We start from the raw sequence: 21,280 nt of genomic DNA, 5'->3' as shown, positions 1-21,280 counted from the left end.
CTCTTCATAAAGAAAAAATCTGCAAAGTAAGTCTTATCTTTTCTGCAGAAATGAATGCATAAATTGTTATTTTTATCTTTTAATAAATAAGAAATGAAAAAGAAACTAGTCGTTTTAACCGGAGCAGGAATCAGCGCTGAAAGCGGAATAAAAACTTTTCGCGACAGTGATGGTTTATGGGAAGGTCATGATGTCATGGAAGTAGCAACTCCGGAAGGCTGGCATAAAAATCAGGAATTGGTACTGGATTTTTATAATAAAAGACGTCAACAGCTTAAAGAAGTTCAGCCGAATTTGGGACATCAGATTTTAGCCGGACTGGAGCAGCATTTTGATGTTTACATTATAACACAAAATGTAGACGACTTACACGAGCGTGCCGGAAGCACAAAAGTTTTGCATCTGCATGGTGAACTTCTGAAAGTAAGGAGCACAAAAAACAAAAACATTATTCTCGATTGGGCAGATGATCTATTTACCGGAGATTTTGATCAAAACGGACACCAGTTGCGCCCACATATTGTTTGGTTTGGAGAGGAAGTTCCTGCTCTGGAAGAGGCAATTGACATTACAGAAACTGCAGATTATTTTGCTGTAATTGGAACCTCGTTACAGGTTTATCCCGCAGCGGGGCTTATTTCTTATACTCCGGCTACAACTCCGGTTTTTTATATTGATCCAAAACCAATCGATATCCCGAATATTCGAAATAAAGTTGAGACCATTGCCAAGTTTGCATCGACAGGAGTTGCCGATTTAAAAGAAAGATTATTGGAACTAGAACATCTGAAATGATTTTTGAAACCTGGCTAACCCATTTATCACAATACAATCTTACTAGTTTTCTGCTCTTTTTTGGGTTTGAAAATCTGGTATTATTCTATATCTCAATTCTAATTGGAAAAATTCTCGAACCGGAAAATACTTTCCTAAATAAAACAGACCGTAAGTGGATAATCTCGACCCTGATTTGTAATACGTTTATAACTTTACTTGGTTTTGAATTATACAATTGGAATATTATGAAAATTGATTTTTCAGATTCTGTATTTTCAATTGCTCTGGATACTTTATTGCTTGTTTTACTAATGGACTTTTTTATGTTCTGTTTTCATTATCTGGTACATCAGTCAAAATGGTTTTACAAGATTCATAAACATCATCACAGTCATGTAGAAACAAATGTTTACAGTCTTTATGTGCTTCATCCGATAGAAACATTAGGTTTTGGTTTTATATGGTTATTTTTAATTTCTGTCTTAGAGTTTCATTATCTTAGTATTATAATCTATCTGATTCTAAACTTATCGTACGGAATTTTTGGCCATTTAAAAACCGATATTTTTCCAAAATTCTGGTATCGCAATTACTTTACAAAATGGATTTCGACAACTAAGTTTCACTCCAATCATCATAAAAACGAGTCCCACAATTATGGCTTTTATTTTACTATTTGGGATAAAATCTTCAAAACCATAATTTAATCACAACATTCGGAATTAATAACTTAAAACTAACTTTCAGAAGTTTTACCAATACCTTATATTTGCACCTTTCGAAAAAACAACAGAACGATGACTACTCTAAACGAATTGAATGCCATATCGCCAATCGACGGAAGATATAGAAATAAAACACTTTCATTAGCACCTTTTTTCTCAGAAGAAGCACTGATTAAATACCGTGTTTTGGTTGAAGTTGAATATTTTATTGCTTTATGCCAGATTCCGTTACCACAATTAAAAGATGTAAATTCAAATTTATTTGACAGTTTACGCAACATCTACAAAAACTTTTCTACAGAAGATGCTCTTTGGATCAAAGAAACAGAAAAAGTTACGAACCACGATGTAAAAGCGGTTGAGTATTTTATTAAGGATGCTTTCGAAAAACTGGGTTTATCACAATATAAAGAGTTTATTCATTTCGGATTAACATCTCAGGATATTAACAATACTGCGATTCCACTTTCTACAAAAGAAGCTTTTGAGCAGGTTTATATGCCAGGTTTAATTTCTTTAATTTCAAAATTAAAAGATTTAAGCACAGAATGGAAGGATATTCCGATGTTGGCACGTACGCACGGGCAGCCAGCCTCTCCTACCCGTTTAGGAAAAGAGATTTTGGTTTTTGTAGAACGTTTAGAAGAACAGATGCGTTTATTATTCAACATTCCGTTTGCTGCCAAATTTGGCGGTGCAACAGGAAACTTCAACGCACATCATGTAGCTTATCCACAAATAGACTGGAAACAATTTGGAAATAAATTTGTTGAAACTGAACTTGGTCTGCAACATTCTTTTCCAACAACACAAATTGAGCATTATGATCATTTTGCAGCGTTTTTTGACGCATTAAAAAGAATCAACAATATCATTATCGATTTAGACCGTGATATCTGGACGTATGTTTCAATGGATTATTTTAAACAAAAAATCAAAGCAGGCGAAATTGGATCTTCTGCGATGCCACATAAAGTAAACCCGATTGATTTTGAAAATTCTGAAGGAAATTTAGGAATGGCAAATGCTATTTTTGAACATCTGTCAGCTAAACTGCCAATTTCGAGGTTACAGCGAGATTTAACAGACAGCACTGTTCTTCGTAATATTGGTGTTCCTATTGGCCACACTATTATTGCTTTTGAGGCAACACTTAAAGGGTTAAACAAATTATTGCTTAACGAATCTAAATTTGCCGAAGATTTAGAGAGAAACTGGGCAGTTGTGGCAGAAGCGATTCAGACTATTTTACGTCGTGAAGCTTATCCTAATCCTTATGAAGCTCTAAAAGGTTTAACAAGGACAAATGAAGCAATCGACAAAAATGCAATTCATAATTTTATTGCGACTTTAGATGTTTCTGATGCCATTAGAGCCGAATTAATGCAAATAACTCCTAGTAATTACACAGGAATTTAAATAAAACGTAAACTATTTTGTCAAAAAAAGCTATCTTTATCGAGATAGCTTTTTTTTATTAATTATTTTGAGCAAACTAGCCAGATTACTTCACTGAGATTTTTATTTGATAAAAAGTCAGATGAATTTTCATTTAAAAAAAGTCTTTCTTAAAATTTCATTTTTAAGGAAAGACTGAAACAGAAAGCTGGTTGAGCTCCTGAAAAAATACCACTTTATGATTGCCTTAAACGCCGCTGCAGAAAGTACTCACCATTTACAACCTTTGATCAGCGACCTTGGATTAATTCTGATGACCGCCGGAATTGCAGTACTCCTGTTTAAAAAAATGAAACAGCCTTTGGTTTTAGGCTATCTAATTGCAGGATTTCTGGCCGGAAATCATTTTGATTTTTTTCCGACTATAACCGAGATGAAAAGTGTCGAAGTCTGGGCAGAAATTGGAGTAATCATTCTGCTATTTAGTTTAGGGCTCGAATTTAGTTTTAAAAAACTAATGAAAGTTGGCGGAACAGCATCTATTACAGCTATAACCCAAATAGCTACTATGGTTCTCGTAGGGTATTTAGTTGGGCAATGGATGGGCTGGTCATCAATGGATAGCATTTTTCTTGGGGTAATTTTATCTATTTCTTCGACAACAATTATTCTGAAAACATTTGATGAATTGGGCGTAAAAGCACAAAAATTTGCCGGCATTGTAATCGGCTCGCTTATTGTTCAGGATATTGTAGCCATTTTGATGATGGTTTTACTTTCGACTATTGCGGTAAGTCAGCAATTTTCAGGAGGCGAATTAATGATGTCTGTTTTAAAACTAATATTCTTTTTGACTGTTTGGTTTGTAGGCGGAATCTTTTTTATCCCGACACTTCTTAAAAAAACAAAACATTTATTGACAGATGAAATGCTGCTTATTGTTTCATTGGCATTATGTTTAATGATGGTAAGTTTTGCGGCAAATGTTGGTTTTTCTCCTGCATTGGGTGCTTTTATAATGGGTTCTATTATTGCAGAAACCACACAGGCAGAACATATTGAACATTTAATAAAACCTGTAAAAGATTTATTTGGTGCGATATTTTTTGTATCGGTTGGAATGTTAATAGACCCAAAAATGTTATACGAACATGCTGCTCCTGTTGCTATATTAACGGTTGTAATCATAGTTGGTCAATCTGTAAGTTCAACAATAGGGGCTTTATTAGCCGGGCAGCCTCTTAAACAATCCGTGCAAACCGGGATGAGTTTATCGCAAATTGGTGAGTTTTCGTTTATTATTGCAACACTCGGAATGACGCTAAACGTTACAAGTTCTTTCTTATATCCTGTTGTTGTGGCAGTTTCTGCGATAACAACATTTACTACGCCATTTATGGTAAAATATGCAGTGCCCTTTTCTGAATTTCTGGAACGAAAATTACCCAAAAAATGGATCAAAAACATCAACCGTTATAGTGTTAATGCCCAAGCCATAAAGGCGGTTAGTACCTGGCAAAAAGTAATGAATGCTTATGTCATTCAAATCATAATACACACTATTATTATTGCAGCCATAATTTTATTGTCATCTAAATTCGTAGCACCTTTGGTTGCTGATACAAGATTTGGAAATACTCTGGCGGCTTTTATCACATTAGTTGTAATTGCACCTTTTTTATGGGCACTTTCATTGCGGCGTGTGGCTGCAGAAGAAGTCGAATTATTATGGGAGGAGCGTAAATACAGAGGTGCCTTATTAATGCTGATTTTAATTAGAATGAGCCTTGGTTTGTTTTTTATTGGTTTCTTATTAAATATTTTCTTTTCTCCTTTAGTAGCATTTGTGGCTTTAATTATTGCCATAGCAGCTTATCAATTATTCCCGAAAAAACTAAATGAACAATATCACAAAATTGAAAGTCACTTTTTAAAGAATTTAAACGATCGGGAGAACAAAAAAATTGACAGACGTTATGCTAATCTAATGCCCTGGGATGGGCACATGTCTTTTTTTGATATTGGAAGAGAGTCTAATCTGGCCGGAAAAACATTACAGGAATTAAGAATTCGGGAACAAATGGGAATTAATATTGCCTATATAAAAAGAGGTGATATCACAATTTCTATTCCGACCAAAAATGAAAGAATATTTCCGGGAGACGAAATTTGTGTGATAGGTACAGATGCACAGGTTACTGAATTTACAAAATATCTCAACCAAAATGAAACCGATGACGCTCAAACGGTAGAAGAATCTCAAATAGTTTTACGCCAATTAGAAGTTTCTGATGAAGATTTTATCCAAAGAAGTATTGGGCAATTTAGAACTAAAACTAACGGAATGGTCGTAGGAATTGAAAGAAACGGAAACAGAATCCTAAACCCTGAATCACATTTAATTCTCGAAAAAAATGACATTATCTGGGTTGTAGGTGATAGGAAAAAAATGAAAGAGCTGCTTAAGAAATAGCTTTTTTTTAAAGTAGCTAAGGTGATAAGATTCTAAGATACTGAGTTTTTTTTCTCAACAAATTTTAGAGACTTAGCACCTTAGTATCTTAGCAACTCAGAAACCTTATTTATTCGGTTGCGGTGTCATACGCAAATACGGTTTAATTGGTGTATGTCCTTTTGGAAATTTAGCCGGGATATCACTGTCAGGAATTGCCGGAGCAATCACTACATCTTCCCCGTCTTTCCAGTTTGCAGGAGTTGCAACGCTATAATTTGCAGTTAATTGTAAACTGTCGATAACGCGAAGCAATTCATCAAAATTTCTTCCTGTCGAAGCCGGATAAGTCAGCGTTAATTTTATTTTTTTATCAGCTCCAATTACAAACACAGAACGAACAGTAAATTTATCACTTGCGTTTGGATGAAGCATATCATACAGATTTGCTACTTTTTTATCTTCGTCTGCAATGATTGGGAAATTAACTTCTGTATTTTGCGTTTCGTTTATATCTTTAATCCACTCTAAGTGAGAATCCAAACCATCTACACTTAGTGCAATAACCTTCGTATTTCTTTTTGCAAATTCAGGGACATAGTTCGCAACAGTACCTAATTCAGTTGTACAAACAGGAGTAAAATCTGCAGGATGCGAAAATAAAACGCCCCATGAATCTCCCAGCCATTCGTGAAAATTAATTGGTCCCTGTGTAGTTTCTGCATGGAAGTCCGGAGCTATATCGCCTAATCTTAATGTTGACATAATTTATATTTTTTAGTTCCTCTAAAATTAACTAAAAAATGCATTGAGAAAACAATCAAAATTCAAAAAAAAAGTTAAATTCTATATTCTCTATATAATTACTATTTTAAGACTAAATAAACTGTACAGCAAAGTACCAAACAGCAAGCGTTACAAAAGAAATCGGAATTCCGAAACCAATCATCATACTGCTCAGTTTTGGTTTCAGCCCATAAGTAGAAGCCAAAATTGCTCCTGTAATCATTGGAGCCATCGCCATTTCCATAAGTGTTATCTTAATGGCTTCAGAATGTTGTTTTAAAATAAAAACATATAAAACCAAAATTATAAAAGGCGCCAGGATTAGTTTGTAAAAAAGTCCAAGCCTCAGAAATTTCCAATGTTTGCTTTTTCGGTCAAATGTCAACTGTAATCCAACAGAAAGTAAAGCTAATGGTGTTACAATACTTCCCAGCTTCAACAAAACAGCTTGAAGGTTTTCATCAAAATCAAATTGAAAAATATTCATGAAACAGGCAAAAACAAAAGTAAGGAACGGCGGAAAGAAAAGTACTTTCTTTATAATGCTAAAGGTATCAGGGCTTCCTTTTGAATAAAAAGCGGCAACAAAAACACCCAAAGTAGATACCACTACAAAAGTTCCCGGCTGATCTACCAAAATGGCTGTTTCTAAACCTTTTTTGCCAAACAAAGCTTCAATTATTGGATATCCAAGAAACGAAGAATTACTTAATCCTGCCGTCAAAATCAAACAGCCAATCAATTTATTAGACCAGCCGAATCGTTTTCCCAAAAAATGAAAAAATACAAAAGCCAGAATAAAAGTAATCCAGCCGGATGCTATAGGAAAAAGCAAATCATTGTTCCATTTTATTTTCGGAATATGAAATAAGGTAATTGCCGGTAAACAAATGTAAATGACAATTTTATTTAAAACCTTATAAGTATTGACAGGAAACTGTTTTACTCTTTGCAGAAGCAAACCTAAAAAGAGAAAGAAGAATATTAAAATAAAGTTGTTCATATGGCAGGATCAGAACAAAAATAGGGATTTATAAAACAAGCAGGAAAATTAATTTTTGGTAAAATATTTTTTTATTGAAGTAAACTATTTAAATTTGTAACATATTTTATTACAGTATGATTTCAGGTAAATTTGCCATAACGATTCACATTCTTACTTTGCTGCATAAATTTCCAAACGATTATTTATCCTCGGAGTTTATTGCGGGAAGTATTAATCTGAATCCTGTTTTGGTCCGAAAAGAAATTGCCAACCTAAAAGCACATCATATTGTAGAAAGTAAAGAAGGAAAAAATGGCGGAACAAAATTGGCTGTAAATGCTACTGAACTAACTTTAAAACAAATTTTCGAAATGACTTTTGAAACCATTGGTTTAGGTTTTGCCAAAAATCAGCCAAATCCTGATTGTCTTGTCGGAAAAAAAATCAATCAGAATCTGGAAGCCTTATATAAAGAAATGAACCAAAAAGTTAGTGCTCAACTCGAAGGAATCTCTTTGGAAGATTTTTCGAATCAATTTTAGCGCTATTTTTTTACCCAAAACTGTAACATTTTTTATTACTAAATAAATTTATATATTATGAAAATTGCAATCATTGGAGCTACTGGATTTGTAGGCTCAGCCATTTTAAACGAATTATCTTCAAGAAATCATGAAATTACGGCTATTGCCAGAAATCCAAAAAATTCATCTGATGTAAATTGGATAAGTGCTGATATCTTTAATACAGATGCTTTGGCAGAAGTTATTAAAGGAAATGATGCCGTTATTTCAGCTTACAATTCAGGATGGACAAACCCAAACATTTATGATGATTTTATTGCAGGTTCTAAGGCTATACAGGAAGCGGTAAAAAAATCAGGAGTAAAACGCTTCATTACGATCGGTGGTGCCGGAAGTTTATTTGTTGCACCGGGTTTACAGGCGGTTGATACTCCGGATTTTCCTAAAGAATATCATGCGGGCGCAAGTGCTGCAAGAGATTACCTGAATATCCTGAAAGAAGAAAAAGATCTGGACTGGGCATTTTTTAGTCCTGCTTTTGAAATGCACCAGGGAATCACAACCGGAAGAACAGGAAAATACCGTTTAGGTTTAGAAAATCCTGTTTTTAATGACGAACAAAGAAGTATTCTGTCTGTAGAAGATTTGGCAGTCGTAATTGCTGATGAGGCAGAAAATCAAAAACACCATCAGGTTAGATTTACTGCTGCTTATTAATTTTTTTCTGCCACGAATTTTTTACTAAATACTAATTGTAATCCTGATGAAGGAAGAACCACACCAGAAACCCGGCAAAGATTGGCGACTTACTATGCGGAATCCTATGTGTGATCATTTCGTCGGATGACAAAAAAATTCGTGGCACACTAACTTTTTGAAACTGTTTTTGTTTTCTGTACTTTTACGTAACCAAAAAATACGTTTTGTCGAGTTCAAAAAAACAAGTAAGCAGCCTGCACGAAAAAGCTGGGATTTCGCCTCCTGAAATCACCAATATTTCTGCTATCAGTCAAATCCAGAAAAACAGAAAAAAACAACCTTCGGCTGAAGAATTGATTCGTGGTATTCTTGACGGAAACCGAACAGCATTAAGCCGCGCCATTACCTTGGTAGAAAGCACAAATCCCGACCATACTGAGAAAGCAAATGAAGTCATAAAAGGCTGCCTGCCCTACTCTACAAAATCAATCCGAATTGGAATTACAGGTGTTCCGGGTGTTGGTAAAAGCACTTTTATTGAAGCTTTTGGAAAGTTTCTGACTGCTTTGAATAAAAAGGTGGCAGTTCTGGCAGTTGACCCGAGCAGTTCTCTTTCGCACGGAAGTATTTTAGGTGATAAAACCCGAATGGAGGAATTGGTAAAAGATGATAATGCTTTCATAAGACCCAGCGCTTCCGGAGATACTTTGGGCGGTGTTGCCAGAAAAACACGCGAAACTATCATTTTGTGCGAAGCTGCAGGCTTTGATACTATTATTATTGAAACCGTGGGTGTCGGGCAAAGTGAAACTGCCGTTCACAGTATGGTAGACTTTTTTTTATTACTAAAAATTTCGGGGGCAGGCGACGAACTTCAGGGAATAAAACGCGGCATTATGGAAATGGCAGATGCTATTGTAATCAATAAAGCCGATGGCGATAATATCAAAAAGGCCAATCAGGCGAAACTGGAGTTTAACAGGGCATTGCATTTATTTCCTCCCAAAAAATCAAACTGGCAGCCAAAAGTCACAACTTGCAGCGCAATCACAAAAGATGGAATTTCTGAAATCTGGGAAACTATTTCTGATTATTTTGAAATGACAAATAATACAGGATACTTTCAGGAAAAAAGAAAGGACCAAAATCATTTCTGGATGATGGAAACTATTAATGAACAATTAAAACATAGTTTTTACAGTCAGCCTGAAATAATTTCAGCACTGGAACAAAATAAAAAAGCAGTGCAAAATGATGAAATTTCACCTTTTGCAGCTGCAAAGGAATTATTAAAATTGTATTTTAGTAAAGAGACAAAGTAGCAAAGGTTCAAAGGGAAAGAGTAAAAATCTTTAACGCTTTGAACCTTTGCTTCTATGAGCCTTTGAACCTATTTACGAAGCTTATACTTATTTTCTTTATATAAATTTCCTGCGGTAATCACATGTGCCAAGGCATCTTTTGCCAACTCCTCGTTTAGTTTTACAGGAATAAGAGTTGTATCATTTTTGATTTCAAATTGCAGAGGTTTCAAATTTGGCTGCATAATAACAACTTGATTTTCTACTCTGAATGCATTGATATCATTAAACTGCATAATCGATCTTCCCGGAACAGATGGACTTAATTTATTTAAATTTCTACCCACCATCGGAGTTTCAAACGGGATTCCCAAATACGCCAGTAATGTTGGCGGAATGTCTATCTGACTTGCCAGTTTGCTGTAAACAGAACCTTTTTGAACTCCTGGTCCCATGATTAAAGCGGGAATGTGAAATTTATTAATCGGTACCAGGTTTTTTCCGTAAGTTCTTGTATTGTGATCTGCTATTACGATAAAAATCGTGTTTTTGAAATAAGCTTCTTTTTTAGCCAGTTCAAAGAACTTTCCAATCGAAAAATCAGCGTATTTCATTGCATTGTTTACTGTTGCCGCTTTTTTATCGTAAGGTTTAATTCTTCCTTCCGGATACTCAAATGGTTCATGATTTGAAGTCGAAAACATCAGAGAAAAGAAAGGTTTATCTCCTTTTGTTTTAAAATAATTATTTGCTTTTGTAACCAAATCTTCATCTGAATATCCCCATGTTCCTTTGAAAGCATATTTATTGCCATCTGAGTCAAAATCTGACTGATCTACAATATCCTGAAAACCGTTTCCGTTAAAAAACGAAGCCATATTGTCAAAATTCGCCATTCCGCCATAAATAAAGCTGGTTGAATATCCTTTTTGTTTTAAGGCATCTGCAAGAGTAAAAAATCCTTGTTGAGAGTTCCCCAGTTTTACAACACTTTCTGAAGGTGAAGGCAGAAACCCTGTTACCACTGCTTCGATTCCGCGCACGCTTCTTGTTCCTGTGCAATATAAATTGGTAAACAACAAACCTTCTTTTGATAATTTATCAAACTCTGGCGTTAAGGGTTTTCCACCTAAAATTCCAACATACTCTGCTCCCAGGCTTTCCTGTAAAAAGATTACCAGATTATATGGCTTCTTAACCACTGTATCAGGCTGCTGAACATGCAGAAACGGAATTTCCTTATCGGTAAAGTCGCCTGATCCTGCAATCATATATTTCTTTACGCGCGCTATTGCTTCGGCTTCATCCATTTTTCCATACATTTTGGTGTTGCCTTCATTTTTAATGGAATAAGCCGCAAAAGCAACTGTGTAAAATGAATTTAATCCCAGCGTATTAGTTAGCTGATCTGTAGAAAAAACAGCATTACTGGCATTTATAGGACGCTTAGAAGTCAGACTTGAACGTGCTCCGAAAAATAATAAAAAAGCGATTAATGGAAATACGATTAATTTGAATTTATAATCTGTAGCGGTTGTATAGAAAAGTTTTTTTCCGTTTTTGAAAGCAAAATACAATACAACTCCCAAGATTAAGAAAGTTATAATTATCGAAGTCATATAACTCTTCATAAGCATTCCTGCTACCTCTTTTGGATAAATAAGGTAATCTAAGAAAATCTTATTGGGACGAGTGTCATATTGTTTTACAAAATCGGGAGAAGCCAATTCTACAAAAAGAATCAGAAACAGAAATAGAAAACTATAAATGACCAGAAATCTATTGGTAAATTTAAGCCACTTTGCCGGAAGAAAAGTGATCAAAAGAGCCGGAAGAAAAGACAAATAACATAGTAATATTAAATCCATTCTAAGACCGATTGGAAAAATATACCAAAAATTTGGTGTTTCCAGTACTCTGTCTCTAAAAAGAAAGAATAAAAATATTCTGCTCAAAGTAGTGATTAGCAATCCGATTGCTATAAAATTAAAAACGGGTTTTAAAAAACTTAATTTTTTCATTTAAAAGAATTAGAGCGTGAAAATAGTTAAACAAAAAGTTACTCTTCGTAACGATTTATTTCGCGATCATAAAAATCATTAGCTTTTTCAATCAAACCTTCCATTTCTGCATTTAATTCGGCCTCATCAAGATCTTCAGCTTCTTCCAGAAACTCCACTTCATCATCTTTTAAATTGATTATAAAACGTGGATAATCAAGGTGAACGATAAAAATATCGTCTGGAAAATCAGTATTATCTCCAAGTAAAAATTTAGGTAATTCCATATTAATTTATTTTTTTAAAGTTCCAAATTTACTTATTTGGAAATGAATTATTGATTAATTTTTTTGTTAAGTAATGAAAACGAATATAGAGGAATATTGCGGCCGAAGTTAGTCCTGCCAAAAGTCCTATCCATACTCCCTGTGCTTTTAAGGTTGTGAATTCTGCTAAATAATAGGATACGGGAAAGCCAATTATCCAGTATGCTACAAATGTAATATACATTGGTATTTTTACATCCTGCAGGCCTCGCAGCGCACCTAAAACCACAACTTGAATCCCGTCTGAAATTTGAAAAACCGCTGCTATTAAGAGCAGCTTTGTTGCAATACTTATAACTTCCGTATTATCTACAAGCTGCCCGCTATTTTCCATATTTAAAAACACATACGGAAGGTAATTATGGAAAGCAATAAATGCGAGGGCAAAAAAAGCTTCTACTATAATGGCAAGTAAAAAAATAGAACGTGCCACAACTACAAGGTTTTTATAATCTGCCAGCCCTCTTTGGTTACCCACCCGGATCATCGAAGTTACGCTTAATCCCATTGCAACCATAAAGGTTAGAGAAGACATACTCAAGGCAATTTGATTTGCCGCCTGACTGGTTTTACCAATATTACCGCAAAGCCATATTGATGCTGTAAACAATACTACCTCAAAAAGCATTTGCATGGCTGAGGGAAAGCCTATGCTTATAATTTTTTTTATGGTCTCTTTTCTAATTTCGCTAAAGCTAAATTTTTGAAAGAAACGTTTTAAATCATTTCTTCTTGAAAGCATGATATGCATGAACATTACCAAAAATATTCTGGAAATTACCGTTCCAAGCGCTGCACCGATAATACCCATTTTCGGAAAAAACCATATACCGTAAATCAGCATATAATTAATTCCTACGTGCAGGACGTTTGCCATAATCATGGCATACATAGAATATTTTGTAAGCGAAAGACCGTCTGCAAATTGCTTATATCCCTGATACAGTATTAAAGGAATGAGTGAAAAAGCAACCCAGTCAAGATATGGTTTTGCTAACACAATAACATCGGCGGGCTGTTCCAGCATTTCCATTATTGGCTTTGCCAGAACAACTGTGCCAAATAGCAGTATTCCTAAAATTGAACATAAAAATAACCCATGATGAAATGCCGAACGTATTTTTGCATCATCTTTTTGAGCGTCGCCTTCTGCTACAATTGGTGTTATCGCTGTACAAAACCCAATTCCTAATGACATTGCAATAAAAATCATGCTGTTACCCAGAGAAACAGCAGCAAGTTCGGTGCTTCCTAATTTTCCAACCATGACATTATCAACAATTCCTATTAAGGTATGGCCTACCATTCCTAATATAACCGGATATGCTAATCTTAAATTATATGAAAACTCTTTTGTGTATTGGGCTAAATTCAATTTGTGTGCTTTTGAGCCGACAAAGATACTTAGAAGCATTGAATTCTATTCTATTATTAAAAATATAAGCAAGAATTAAGAATCTGCCAGAAACCTGAGATTATATAACAATTGGTAAAAATTATATAACGAACCCCAAAGGCTAAGAATATAATTTTACATCATTAATAATTCAAAAAAAATTGTCATGAAGAAATCAGGAAAATTAAAATTTTTATGCCTAGCAGTTATTGCTTTTTTATACGCCAACACAACTTTCGCTCAGGACACAGAAGTTAAGAATTACGATCAGGGATTTAGATTAGGTTTTGGACTAAATGGTGGTATACCAACAGACGGTGATTATGATTGGTCACTTGGCGGAGACGTTCGTTTACAATATGATTTGTCTAAAAGAACATCATTGACCCTAACTACAGGTTTTACAAATTTATTTAATGGGGATGATGTCAACGGAAATGACATAAAAGACCTTGGTTTTATTCCTGCAAAAGCTGGTTTTAAAGCTTTTGTGTGGGAAGATCAATTTTATGTTTTAGGTGAGCTTGGTGCCGGATTCGCTGTTACAAACGGATACGACAAAACTACCTTCTTATGGGCTCCAGGAATTGGTTATGCTAACAAATACATTGATATCAGTGTACGTTACGAAGGTTATCACGATTTCAAAACTGACCAGGTAGCATTACGTCTTGCCTACGGTTTTGACTTGTAAAAATACATTCATTTTTATTCTTTTGTTTTTGGTAAAACCCGGCAGTTGCTCATAGGCTGTCGGGTTTTGGGTTTTTTATCTGTTTTGATTTTCTTTTAGTTTGAATATTTTTTATCTGTCAATGTTTTCATAAAGGCAATCAATTGCTTTTTTTCCTTAACTGACAGGTTCAGTTTGTCTTCAGGCAGCGTTTGATTCGGCACTTCAAATCCGAGCCCCAAACCTCCTCCATCATTATAGAAATCTATCACCTCCTCTAAAGTTTTATAAACACCATTGTGCATATAAGGTGCTGTGTGTTCTATATTTCTGATAGTGGGCGTTTTAAAAGAAAACCTATGAATGGCAGCCTGCGTAATAACAAACTTGCCCAGGTCACCGTCTAATTTTTTCTCTTTATTAGGAACTCCCAGAACTTCACTTTCAGATTTATCAAAATTAGGAGGCACAGTTCCGTTGGTAAGCGGGATAAAATGACAGGTAGCACATTTTGCTTTTCCTGCAAACAAATTAAAACCAGCTTTTTCATCTGCCGTAAACGTTGTTTTATTCGTCATATATTCGTCAAATTTTGAGTCATAATGACTTAGTGAACGAATATAAGATGCCAGGGCATTTTTGATTGCAAATTCGTTTATTTTTCCTTGTGGAAATGCTTTCCTGAACTGGTTTACATATTCTTCATTTTTTTGAATTTCCAAAGCTGATTTTTCTAAAGATCCGTGCATTTCGTTTTCATTCCTAATAACGGCAATTGCCTGATCTTCCAGATAACTGACTCTTGAATCTGCAAAAAACACACGTTGAAAAGCAATATTATTAAGTGTGGGCGTATTACGCTGGATCATTGATTTTCCGTCTAAAGACACTGCTCTTTCTAAACCATCTGTAAATGCTTTTTCAATATGATGACAAGAGCTGCATGACCGCGTATTGTTTCCTGATAAAACAGGGTCATTAAACAATTTTTTACCCAAAACAATTTTTTCGGGTGTTGTTTTATAATCCGGAAAACCAGAAAAAGCTTCTGCATCAAATGCTTCCTTATCAAATAAAGTTTGAGCACTAGCTTTTAGTCCCCTTTGTTCTTTCATAAAAGGAATCTTTAATTCGATTTGAGTTTTATGAAGTTCTTTGCTTAAGGGATTAGCAATTTCTTTAATAAAATAGGCACGGTCAAAAGCATTAAAATTTCTGTTTACTCTTAAGTATTTTTTCCCTTTTTCCAGAATAGCATACGCTGTCTTAGCATTAGAAACCGATTTATTTTGTGAATAAACACGGTAATATTTTTCGATAGTTACTAAGGAAACCTCAGCTTCCGGAAGTGAATTCAGGACAACAGGAGAATCAAACCCTGTAATTCCTAAAGTTATGATTCTGTAGACTTCCAATCGCATGGCATCAAAAACGTGTGCGTCGGTTAATTCATTAGAATTTGAAACTTTTTTTAAACGAATTAAATTAGCCGATAAAATGCCCAATTGCTGAATCAGTTCTTCTTTACTTTTTCTGTCATATTTCGGAAAAACTAATTCTTCGATAACTTGAAACCCTTCGGGAGGAACAGTTACATTATCACTTTCTTCAAACTCAGGTATTGCCGGGCCATTTATAGATTTAGAAACTGCAGGGGAATAATATTCACTTAATATCTCAACCCGTTTGTAACTTTGATGCGCTTCCAGAAATTGTGTATGAATTAACGTTTCTGATAAATCTGATTCTACAGAATATTTAAGTTTGGCTACTTTTTTTATCAATAAATTAATATCGCTCCGAAACATTTTATTTATTTCCTGATGCTTGCTTGTTTTCTGACAGCTGACAAATAATAATATCAGAAAGAATAAACAATGATTTTTTTTCATGATCTACTAAAAAATTAAAAAGATGATCTAAAAAACAGAAACCACTACCTCAATGTGAGATAGTGGATTGCTGTTTTGTAAGTACTTAAAAAATTTATCTTGCTAAACCTTTAATAACGACTATCTGACTTGCCTGCTGTTCGTTTGGACGGTTTGTTCCTCCATCAACACCTTTGTATTTTGCACCTGTCCAGGTATGTGGCTGTACACTCAACATAAAAGTATCATCGATGCCAAGTTGTTCAGAAACATCAATCAAAGCGCCATATTCCCAAGATCCGAATTTAGATATCGTCCCAACATTATATTTAGCAGCATCAGTTGCTGTACGATGGTGATCTAATTCTAACACAACTTTTAAAGCTTTTGTAGCAATATTATACTGATAGATATATGCATCGTGAGTTTCGTCACCGTATCCGTTTGCATCTTCCTGAACATACACGTAGTTTTTAGTAACGCAAATGTTATCCGGGTTTTGGAATTTACCCGCAACACCAGAACGGTCATCACCATCAAGAATAACTTCAAGAGTTCCTTTTAATGGGTCTGCAGCATCAAGATTTAGTCTGTAAACACGACCATATTTCGTTCTCGAGCCATCAGCGTTAGTTGTGGCAATATCTTGTCCGGTTACGTTAAAATACAATTCACGATCTGCAGTATTACCGCCTTTACGGTAATCCAAATCTTCTACACGACCAAATTTAATTGCTTTTAAAGTATTTACTGATGCATTAATCTGAGCACCTGTTAAAGTAGTATGATTATCGATTTTTACGAAAGAAACAGGATACGTTTTGCCTGTCTCCATGTCTTTTTCTCTTTGGTTATCATCGTTTCTTTTTAGCATGTACAAAGAACCTCCGGTTAAATCTCCAACAGCATTTGCTACATACATAAAAACCTGTCCTCCGTAAGTTCCTGAGTCGTCATCTCCAATAACAACAACCGTTTTTCCTTTGTAAGCAGAAGTACGCAACGGCAAAGCATTTTCAGCACTTAAACGGCCAAATCCAGCCAGTTCTTTTGATACAGATGCAGCACCGGCGCTTCCGTAAGGGTCTAATGCGTGTGTACGGGATTCTTCTCCAGATTCACCACATGTTAAATAAAGTGGTCCAAAACCATTTTCTTCTACTGTAGCCATTGTCGCACCACAAAGTCTCCACGTTCCTCCGCTTGAGTTTAATAAATATTCTCCTTTTGTAGGTTTAAATGTCTTGTCCAAAGTAATTCTTGAAACCGCAAAATTGTCTTCATTGTTTACTAAAAAAGTAAAAGTCCCATCAGCGTTTTTCAATAAACCAGAACCATCTGCAGAACCTCCAAAAACATAATTTGGACTGTCCGGAAAAACATCATCTGAACCAAAAAGGGAATAAATTTTTAAATTTTCAAAACCCGCCTGTGCTTTTAATAAAGCTGGCGTTACAGAATGATCCTTCAAAACAACAGCTGTAGTTGTTTCTGTTTCGTCTTTAGAATCATTATTGTTACATGATGTAATCAATGATCCCAGAATGAATAGAGGTAAAATAATTTTTTTCATTAGTCAAAGTTGGTTTTTATTTTTTTACAAAGTAACCCCTTACACTTTAACTAATAATTATTCTGATATTATCAAAAGGACAAAACACTACTCCCAAATGCATTTTTAAGAACTAAAAAATTAACATTAAATTAGTACTGCAAAACACTCATAAAGTAACGGTAACATTAAACAAAAAAAAGAGTCTTAAATTTTAAGACCCTTTTTCTAATTCCTTTTTATAAAGCTCAAAATTAGCTTTTATTTTTTTGTCCAGTTCCGGTTGCTGGATATCGGTATATTTCTGCAATTCTTCCCAGATAATTTTGGCTACGATATAACGTGCCATTTCTTTATCATCGGCAGGAACAACGTACCATGGCGCATGTTCTGTAGAAGTTCTGTTTATAGCTTCTTCATAATATTTCTGATATTCGTCCCAGTACTCGCGTTCTTTGAGATCTCCGGGAGAAAATTTCCAATTGTGTTTTCCTTCTTCCAGACGGCGCAATAATCTTTGGCGTTGTTCTTCTTTGCTCAGGTGCAGGAAAAATTTTATTACAATTGTTCCGTTTTCAGCAATATGTTTTTCAAAATTATTAATCTGCTCAATTCTTTTTTCCCAGAATTTTGGTTTTATATCTTCAACTGAATTTATTCCGGGTAAATTTTCGGCTAAAATAAATTCAGGATGCACACGCGTTACCAACACATTCTCATAATGTGTTCTGTTAAAAATAGCGATTTTTCCTTTTTCTGGCAAAGCAATATAATGCCGCCACAAATAATCATGTTCCAGCTCGGTCGAATTTGGTGTTTTAAAACTATGAACTACAACTCCTCTTGGGTTAAATTCTTTAAAAACCTGACGAATCAGGCTGTCTTTTCCAGAAGTATCCATTCCCTGAAGACAGATTAAAACACTGTATTTATTATAGGCATACATTACTTCCTGCAAACTGCTAATTTTTTCCCGTACATTGTCCAGTTTTTCATCTTTCTCATCATCAGTGGCCTGAATGTCAAGCAGAGTCGGAATCTTTGATAACTTTATTTCTTCTGTAACTTTAAAATCCTTCGGATCTATCGATTTCATATCTTTTTCATTTTTATATCATAAATATACTAATTTTACGAATTCCGATAGCTATCGAATTTGCTATTCATTGTAATACTTTTATTGCAATCAGGATTTAGATTTCAAAACAACACTTCATGGAAAAATTTACATTAGAAATATTATTTCAAATTATCGGAATCGGTTCTGCATCAGGATTATTCTACAACAGTGATTCTCTTTATATCATTGGTGACAACAGCGGATTCTTATACGAGTACAATATGCAGAATCAGCAATTGAACCAACATCCCTTAATTGATAATCCGACACAAAATATTCCAAAAAACATAAAACCCGATTTTGAGTCCCTAACGCATCACAACGATACACTTTATGTTTTTGGTTCCGGTTCGACAGAAAACCGAAACAGAATGATAGAGTTCGATTTGAAAAATAAGACCGTTTTACAAAAAAACAATCTAACAGATATTTACGCTTTAATGCAAAGCTTCGGAGAGATTAAACCGGAAGATTTTAATTTAGAAGGCGCTATTTTTGATGGAGAAAACTGGTATTTATTCAATCGCGGAAACGGAATTTCTAACAAAAACACCATTTTTACCATTCATGCCAAAAGTTTAGGTGAAGAATTTGCCCTGGTAGCAACCAATTATAAACTGCCAAAAATAAAAGGCGTTCGTTCCAGTTTTACCGATGCTGTTTTAGTCGAAGATAAAATCTATTTTCTTTCCACCGCCGAAGACACCAAATCGACTTACGATGACGGCGAAATCTTAGGAAGTTTCATCGGCCGGATTGACCTTAAAACCATGAAAATCGATTTTACTCAAAAAATAACTTCAACCAATAAGTTTGAAGGTTTGACTTTTTACAAAAAAGAAAACAACAAAATTGAGTTTTTGCTTTGTGAAGATAATGACACTGATCTTTTGGACACTAAGATTTTTAAGTTGACGTTGCCCGTTAAATAAACTTTGCGATCCTTAGCGTAATTCTTTGCGAATCTTTGCGGTAAAATTATTTCGCAGAGATTCGCAAAGAATTACGCAGAGAAACACAAAGCATTTCAATTCTGGATTTAACACAGAAACGCACTGCTATGCGGCTCTGTAATAAAACCTTTGTAACTTGAAACCTTTGTTCCTTTGAACCTTAAAAAAAACTTTTTTCATCTTCATTCCAACCTTTTTATCTTTTTCGCTCTCTATATAAGAAAGACACCAATTGTGATAAACGAAACTCAAATAGCTAACTGTAAAAAAATGCACCGCGATGCCCAGCGTCAGGTGTACGAATACATGGCTCCAAAGTTGTACCGCCTTTGCAAAAGATATTTAAAAAAGGAAGAAGAAATTGAAGAAGCACTCGCCGATTCGTTTTTTACCATTTTTACCAAACTTGATCAGCTAAAAGAAGCGTATGCTTTTGAAGCCTGGGCACGAAAAATAACAGTAAATCACTGTTTGGCATCAATTAAAAAAAATACCAACTTTAATATGTATCTCGATGATGTAAAACTGCTTTCGCAGCCTTCTGTTGACGAACTCAATACATTAGAAGAAGAAGATTTGCTTAATTTATTAAACCATATTCCCGATGGCTGTAAAACTGTTTTTAACCTTTTTGTTATAGAAGGTTTCGGGCACAAAGAAATAGCCGAAATGCTGAAGATCTCCGAAGGCACCTCAAAATCACAATTGAATGCTGCAAAGACCAAACTGAAAGAACTGGTTAATAAACTGTATTATCAAAAAGCAAAATAGTCATGGACAATCAAGATAAATTATTCGATAAAATAAAAGAAGCTTCGCAAAACGCGGAGTTTAAAGACTTTCCGGCAATGGAAAAAGTCTGGTCACGTGTGGAAGAAAAACTGGACAAAAAAGAGGCTAAAAAAACAATCGCATTATGGAAAAAAATTGCCATTGCTGCTTCTCTTTTATTAATAATCTCTGTTGGTTCTCAGTTCTTAAGAACAGACAAAAATGCAAACATTAAAATTTCTGATGAAGTTGTTAATAACGAAGCTGTGAAAGAACCAGTTCAAAAATCGGCTTCAGAAAAAAATCAAATTGCGATTTCTGAGGATTCGGGAATAGTTTCAAAAACAGAGGCCGAAGAAATTATAAAAAATCAAATTAACCAAAAATCTCCTGTTGCAATTCATGAAATTCAAAGTCCAAACACTGATGCAATTGTTTATGAACCTCCAACAATTGTTTATAATGAGATGCCAGCTTCTGCACCATCAACTTCTTACGGATATTTTGTAGAAAAAGATTCTGTCACAAGAGACAAAGCACTGAGTTATGAATCTGAAAAATCGGCTAAAAAAGAACCTTATCGAATTGCAGATTCTGAAAAGGAATCTCTGAGAGCTAAAAAAAGTGCACCATTGGTTATTCTGAACGGAAATGCAATGGCTCACAGTGATGATGTTAAGCGGGATAAAATGATGCAGGAAGAACTGCCTAATCTTAATCCAGAAAATGTGGAATCGCTGGTAATCTTAGATGAACCTCTGTATATTATTGACGGTATTTATTATTCTGAAAATGATTTATTTGGCAAAAACCCAACGAGCCCATATGCGCCTTTGGATAAACAGGAAATAAAAACCATAACCATTTTACAGGATCTTGAAGCCACTTCAAAATATGGCGAAAGAGGGAAAAAAGGAGTTGTTATCATTACTACAAGAACAGGAAAACCTACTCCAAAAAAATAATTTTAA

The 21,280-nt window shown here is 34.7% G+C and carries 19 protein-coding genes; 11 read left to right on the top strand and 8 right to left on the bottom strand.

The genetic code is table 11. From position 1 onward, the window contains the following. Positions 1 to 93 precede the first annotated feature (93 nt). The 4 genes from JOD96_RS17940 to JOD96_RS17925 all read left to right on the top strand — a co-directional run bounded on the left by JOD96_RS17940 (position 94) and on the right by JOD96_RS17925 (position 5,373). Positions 94 to 795, top strand: coding sequence for an SIR2 family NAD-dependent protein deacylase (locus tag JOD96_RS17940; protein WP_209565607.1), 702 nt, complete (start codon positions 94 to 96; stop codon positions 793 to 795). Next, positions 792 to 1,484 carry a sterol desaturase family protein gene (locus JOD96_RS17935; protein WP_209565606.1) on the top strand — a complete coding sequence of 231 codons (693 nt, stop codon included), beginning with the start codon at positions 792 to 794 and terminating at the stop codon, positions 1,482 to 1,484. The genes JOD96_RS17940 and JOD96_RS17935 overlap by 4 nt, the downstream gene beginning before the upstream one ends. 90 nt (positions 1,485 to 1,574) lie before the next feature. Beyond that, positions 1,575 to 2,921, top strand: coding sequence for an adenylosuccinate lyase (gene purB / locus JOD96_RS17930; RefSeq protein WP_209565605.1), 1,347 nt, complete (start codon positions 1,575 to 1,577; stop codon positions 2,919 to 2,921). A gap of 217 nt (positions 2,922 to 3,138) precedes the next feature. Continuing rightward, on the top strand, positions 3,139 to 5,373 hold the full coding sequence (locus JOD96_RS17925; protein WP_209565604.1) for a cation:proton antiporter: 2,235 nt from the start codon (positions 3,139 to 3,141) through the stop codon (positions 5,371 to 5,373). 105 nt (positions 5,374 to 5,478) lie between these two features. Here the strand turns inward: JOD96_RS17925 and JOD96_RS17920 are convergent, their stop codons facing one another. Then, on the bottom strand, positions 5,479 to 6,117 hold the full coding sequence (locus JOD96_RS17920) for a peroxiredoxin (protein WP_209565603.1): 639 nt from the start codon (positions 6,115 to 6,117) through the stop codon (positions 5,479 to 5,481). Between the two features lie 112 nt (positions 6,118 to 6,229). Then, positions 6,230 to 7,141: an AEC family transporter gene (locus tag JOD96_RS17915; RefSeq protein ID WP_209565602.1), complete on the bottom strand. Its 912-nt coding sequence runs from the start codon at positions 7,139 to 7,141 to the stop codon at positions 6,230 to 6,232. 116 nt (positions 7,142 to 7,257) lie between these two features. Between JOD96_RS17915 and JOD96_RS17910 the strand changes: the two genes are divergently transcribed. The 3 genes from JOD96_RS17910 to meaB all read left to right on the top strand — a co-directional run bounded on the left by JOD96_RS17910 (position 7,258) and on the right by meaB (position 9,668). Beyond that, positions 7,258 to 7,665 (top strand): RrF2 family transcriptional regulator, encoded by a 408-nt coding sequence (locus JOD96_RS17910; protein ID WP_209565601.1) that lies wholly within the window; start codon positions 7,258 to 7,260, stop codon positions 7,663 to 7,665. Positions 7,666 to 7,722: 57 nt separating this feature from the next. Continuing rightward, positions 7,723 to 8,364 (top strand): NAD(P)-dependent oxidoreductase, encoded by a 642-nt coding sequence (locus JOD96_RS17905; protein WP_209565600.1) that lies wholly within the window; start codon positions 7,723 to 7,725, stop codon positions 8,362 to 8,364. A 206-nt stretch (positions 8,365 to 8,570) separates the two neighbouring features. Beyond that, the gene (gene meaB / locus JOD96_RS17900) at positions 8,571 to 9,668 is read left to right on the top strand and encodes a methylmalonyl Co-A mutase-associated GTPase MeaB (RefSeq protein ID WP_209565599.1); all 1,098 of its coding nucleotides are present in this window, start codon (positions 8,571 to 8,573) and stop codon (positions 9,666 to 9,668) included. A gap of 68 nt (positions 9,669 to 9,736) precedes the next feature. On the opposite strand, the gene JOD96_RS17895 is transcribed toward meaB, so the two are convergent. Genes JOD96_RS17895 through JOD96_RS17885 form a run of 3 tightly spaced genes read right to left on the bottom strand, consistent with a single transcriptional unit; the run spans position 9,737 to position 13,348 of the window. After that, positions 9,737 to 11,668 (bottom strand): LTA synthase family protein, encoded by a 1,932-nt coding sequence (locus tag JOD96_RS17895; RefSeq protein ID WP_209565598.1) that lies wholly within the window; start codon positions 11,666 to 11,668, stop codon positions 9,737 to 9,739. A gap of 38 nt (positions 11,669 to 11,706) precedes the next feature. Beyond that, positions 11,707 to 11,934 (bottom strand): hypothetical protein, encoded by a 228-nt coding sequence (locus JOD96_RS17890; protein WP_209565597.1) that lies wholly within the window; start codon positions 11,932 to 11,934, stop codon positions 11,707 to 11,709. A 28-nt stretch (positions 11,935 to 11,962) separates the two neighbouring features. Further along, positions 11,963 to 13,348 carry an MATE family efflux transporter gene (locus tag JOD96_RS17885; protein WP_209565674.1) on the bottom strand — a complete coding sequence of 462 codons (1,386 nt, stop codon included), beginning with the start codon at positions 13,346 to 13,348 and terminating at the stop codon, positions 11,963 to 11,965. A gap of 187 nt (positions 13,349 to 13,535) precedes the next feature. On the opposite strand from JOD96_RS17885, the gene JOD96_RS17880 reads away from it, so the two are divergent. Continuing rightward, positions 13,536 to 14,063 (top strand): hypothetical protein, encoded by a 528-nt coding sequence (locus JOD96_RS17880; RefSeq protein WP_209565596.1) that lies wholly within the window; start codon positions 13,536 to 13,538, stop codon positions 14,061 to 14,063. 95 nt (positions 14,064 to 14,158) lie between these two features. On the opposite strand, the gene JOD96_RS17875 is transcribed toward JOD96_RS17880, so the two are convergent. The 3 genes from JOD96_RS17875 to JOD96_RS17865 all read right to left on the bottom strand — a co-directional run bounded on the left by JOD96_RS17875 (position 14,159) and on the right by JOD96_RS17865 (position 18,561). Next, a complete protein-coding gene (locus JOD96_RS17875; protein ID WP_209565595.1) occupies positions 14,159 to 15,934 on the bottom strand; it encodes a cytochrome-c peroxidase in 1,776 nt (591 codons plus the stop codon). Positions 15,935 to 16,028: 94 nt separating this feature from the next. Next, entirely contained in the window at positions 16,029 to 17,486 is a 1,458-nt protein-coding gene (locus JOD96_RS17870; protein WP_209565594.1) for a hypothetical protein, read from the bottom strand. A gap of 193 nt (positions 17,487 to 17,679) precedes the next feature. Beyond that, the gene (locus tag JOD96_RS17865) at positions 17,680 to 18,561 is read right to left on the bottom strand and encodes a PPK2 family polyphosphate kinase (protein ID WP_209565593.1); all 882 of its coding nucleotides are present in this window, start codon (positions 18,559 to 18,561) and stop codon (positions 17,680 to 17,682) included. A gap of 119 nt (positions 18,562 to 18,680) precedes the next feature. Here JOD96_RS17865 and JOD96_RS17860 point away from each other — a divergent pair, with 119 nt between their 5' ends. The 3 genes from JOD96_RS17860 (at position 18,681) to JOD96_RS17850 (ending at position 21,274) form a co-directional block, all read left to right on the top strand. Further along, positions 18,681 to 19,517, top strand: coding sequence for a DUF6929 family protein (locus JOD96_RS17860; RefSeq protein WP_209565592.1), 837 nt, complete (start codon positions 18,681 to 18,683; stop codon positions 19,515 to 19,517). 291 nt (positions 19,518 to 19,808) lie between these two features. Continuing rightward, positions 19,809 to 20,309, top strand: a complete 501-nt coding sequence (locus tag JOD96_RS17855; RefSeq protein WP_209565591.1) for an RNA polymerase sigma factor — start codon at positions 19,809 to 19,811, stop codon at positions 20,307 to 20,309. 2 nt (positions 20,310 to 20,311) lie between these two features. Then, positions 20,312 to 21,274 carry a hypothetical protein gene (locus JOD96_RS17850; RefSeq protein WP_209565590.1) on the top strand — a complete coding sequence of 321 codons (963 nt, stop codon included), beginning with the start codon at positions 20,312 to 20,314 and terminating at the stop codon, positions 21,272 to 21,274. The last annotated feature ends 6 nt before the right edge of the window (positions 21,275 to 21,280 follow it).

Source organism: Flavobacterium sp. 1355, assembly GCF_017833415.1.
In the GTDB taxonomy this organism is placed as follows: domain Bacteria; phylum Bacteroidota; class Bacteroidia; order Flavobacteriales; family Flavobacteriaceae; genus Flavobacterium.
The sequence above is the reverse complement of the archived record's forward strand: the minus strand, read 5'-3'. Positions and strand labels throughout refer to the sequence as shown.

Bases quoted from the DNA above. Each gene is read 5' to 3' on its own strand.
- JOD96_RS17940 (WP_209565607.1), top strand. From the start codon at position 94: ATGAAAAAGAAACTAGTCGTTTTAACCGGAGCAGGAATCAGCGCTGAA.
- JOD96_RS17935 (WP_209565606.1), top strand. From the start codon at position 792: ATGATTTTTGAAACCTGGCTAACCCATTTATCACAATACAATCTTACT.
- purB (WP_209565605.1), top strand. From the start codon at position 1,575: ATGACTACTCTAAACGAATTGAATGCCATATCGCCAATCGACGGAAGA.
- JOD96_RS17925 (WP_209565604.1), top strand. From the start codon at position 3,139: ATGATTGCCTTAAACGCCGCTGCAGAAAGTACTCACCATTTACAACCT.
- JOD96_RS17920 (WP_209565603.1), bottom strand. From the start codon at position 6,117: ATGTCAACATTAAGATTAGGCGATATAGCTCCGGACTTCCATGCAGAA.
- JOD96_RS17915 (WP_209565602.1), bottom strand. From the start codon at position 7,141: ATGAACAACTTTATTTTAATATTCTTCTTTCTCTTTTTAGGTTTGCTT.
- JOD96_RS17910 (WP_209565601.1), top strand. From the start codon at position 7,258: ATGATTTCAGGTAAATTTGCCATAACGATTCACATTCTTACTTTGCTG.
- JOD96_RS17905 (WP_209565600.1), top strand. From the start codon at position 7,723: ATGAAAATTGCAATCATTGGAGCTACTGGATTTGTAGGCTCAGCCATT.
- JOD96_RS17895 (WP_209565598.1), bottom strand. From the start codon at position 11,668: ATGAAAAAATTAAGTTTTTTAAAACCCGTTTTTAATTTTATAGCAATC.
- JOD96_RS17890 (WP_209565597.1), bottom strand. From the start codon at position 11,934: ATGGAATTACCTAAATTTTTACTTGGAGATAATACTGATTTTCCAGAC.
- JOD96_RS17880 (WP_209565596.1), top strand. From the start codon at position 13,536: ATGAAGAAATCAGGAAAATTAAAATTTTTATGCCTAGCAGTTATTGCT.
- JOD96_RS17875 (WP_209565595.1), bottom strand. From the start codon at position 15,934: ATGAAAAAAAATCATTGTTTATTCTTTCTGATATTATTATTTGTCAGC.
- JOD96_RS17870 (WP_209565594.1), bottom strand. From the start codon at position 17,486: ATGAAAAAAATTATTTTACCTCTATTCATTCTGGGATCATTGATTACA.
- JOD96_RS17865 (WP_209565593.1), bottom strand. From the start codon at position 18,561: ATGAAATCGATAGATCCGAAGGATTTTAAAGTTACAGAAGAAATAAAG.
- JOD96_RS17860 (WP_209565592.1), top strand. From the start codon at position 18,681: ATGGAAAAATTTACATTAGAAATATTATTTCAAATTATCGGAATCGGT.
- JOD96_RS17855 (WP_209565591.1), top strand. From the start codon at position 19,809: ATGCACCGCGATGCCCAGCGTCAGGTGTACGAATACATGGCTCCAAAG.
- JOD96_RS17850 (WP_209565590.1), top strand. From the start codon at position 20,312: ATGGACAATCAAGATAAATTATTCGATAAAATAAAAGAAGCTTCGCAA.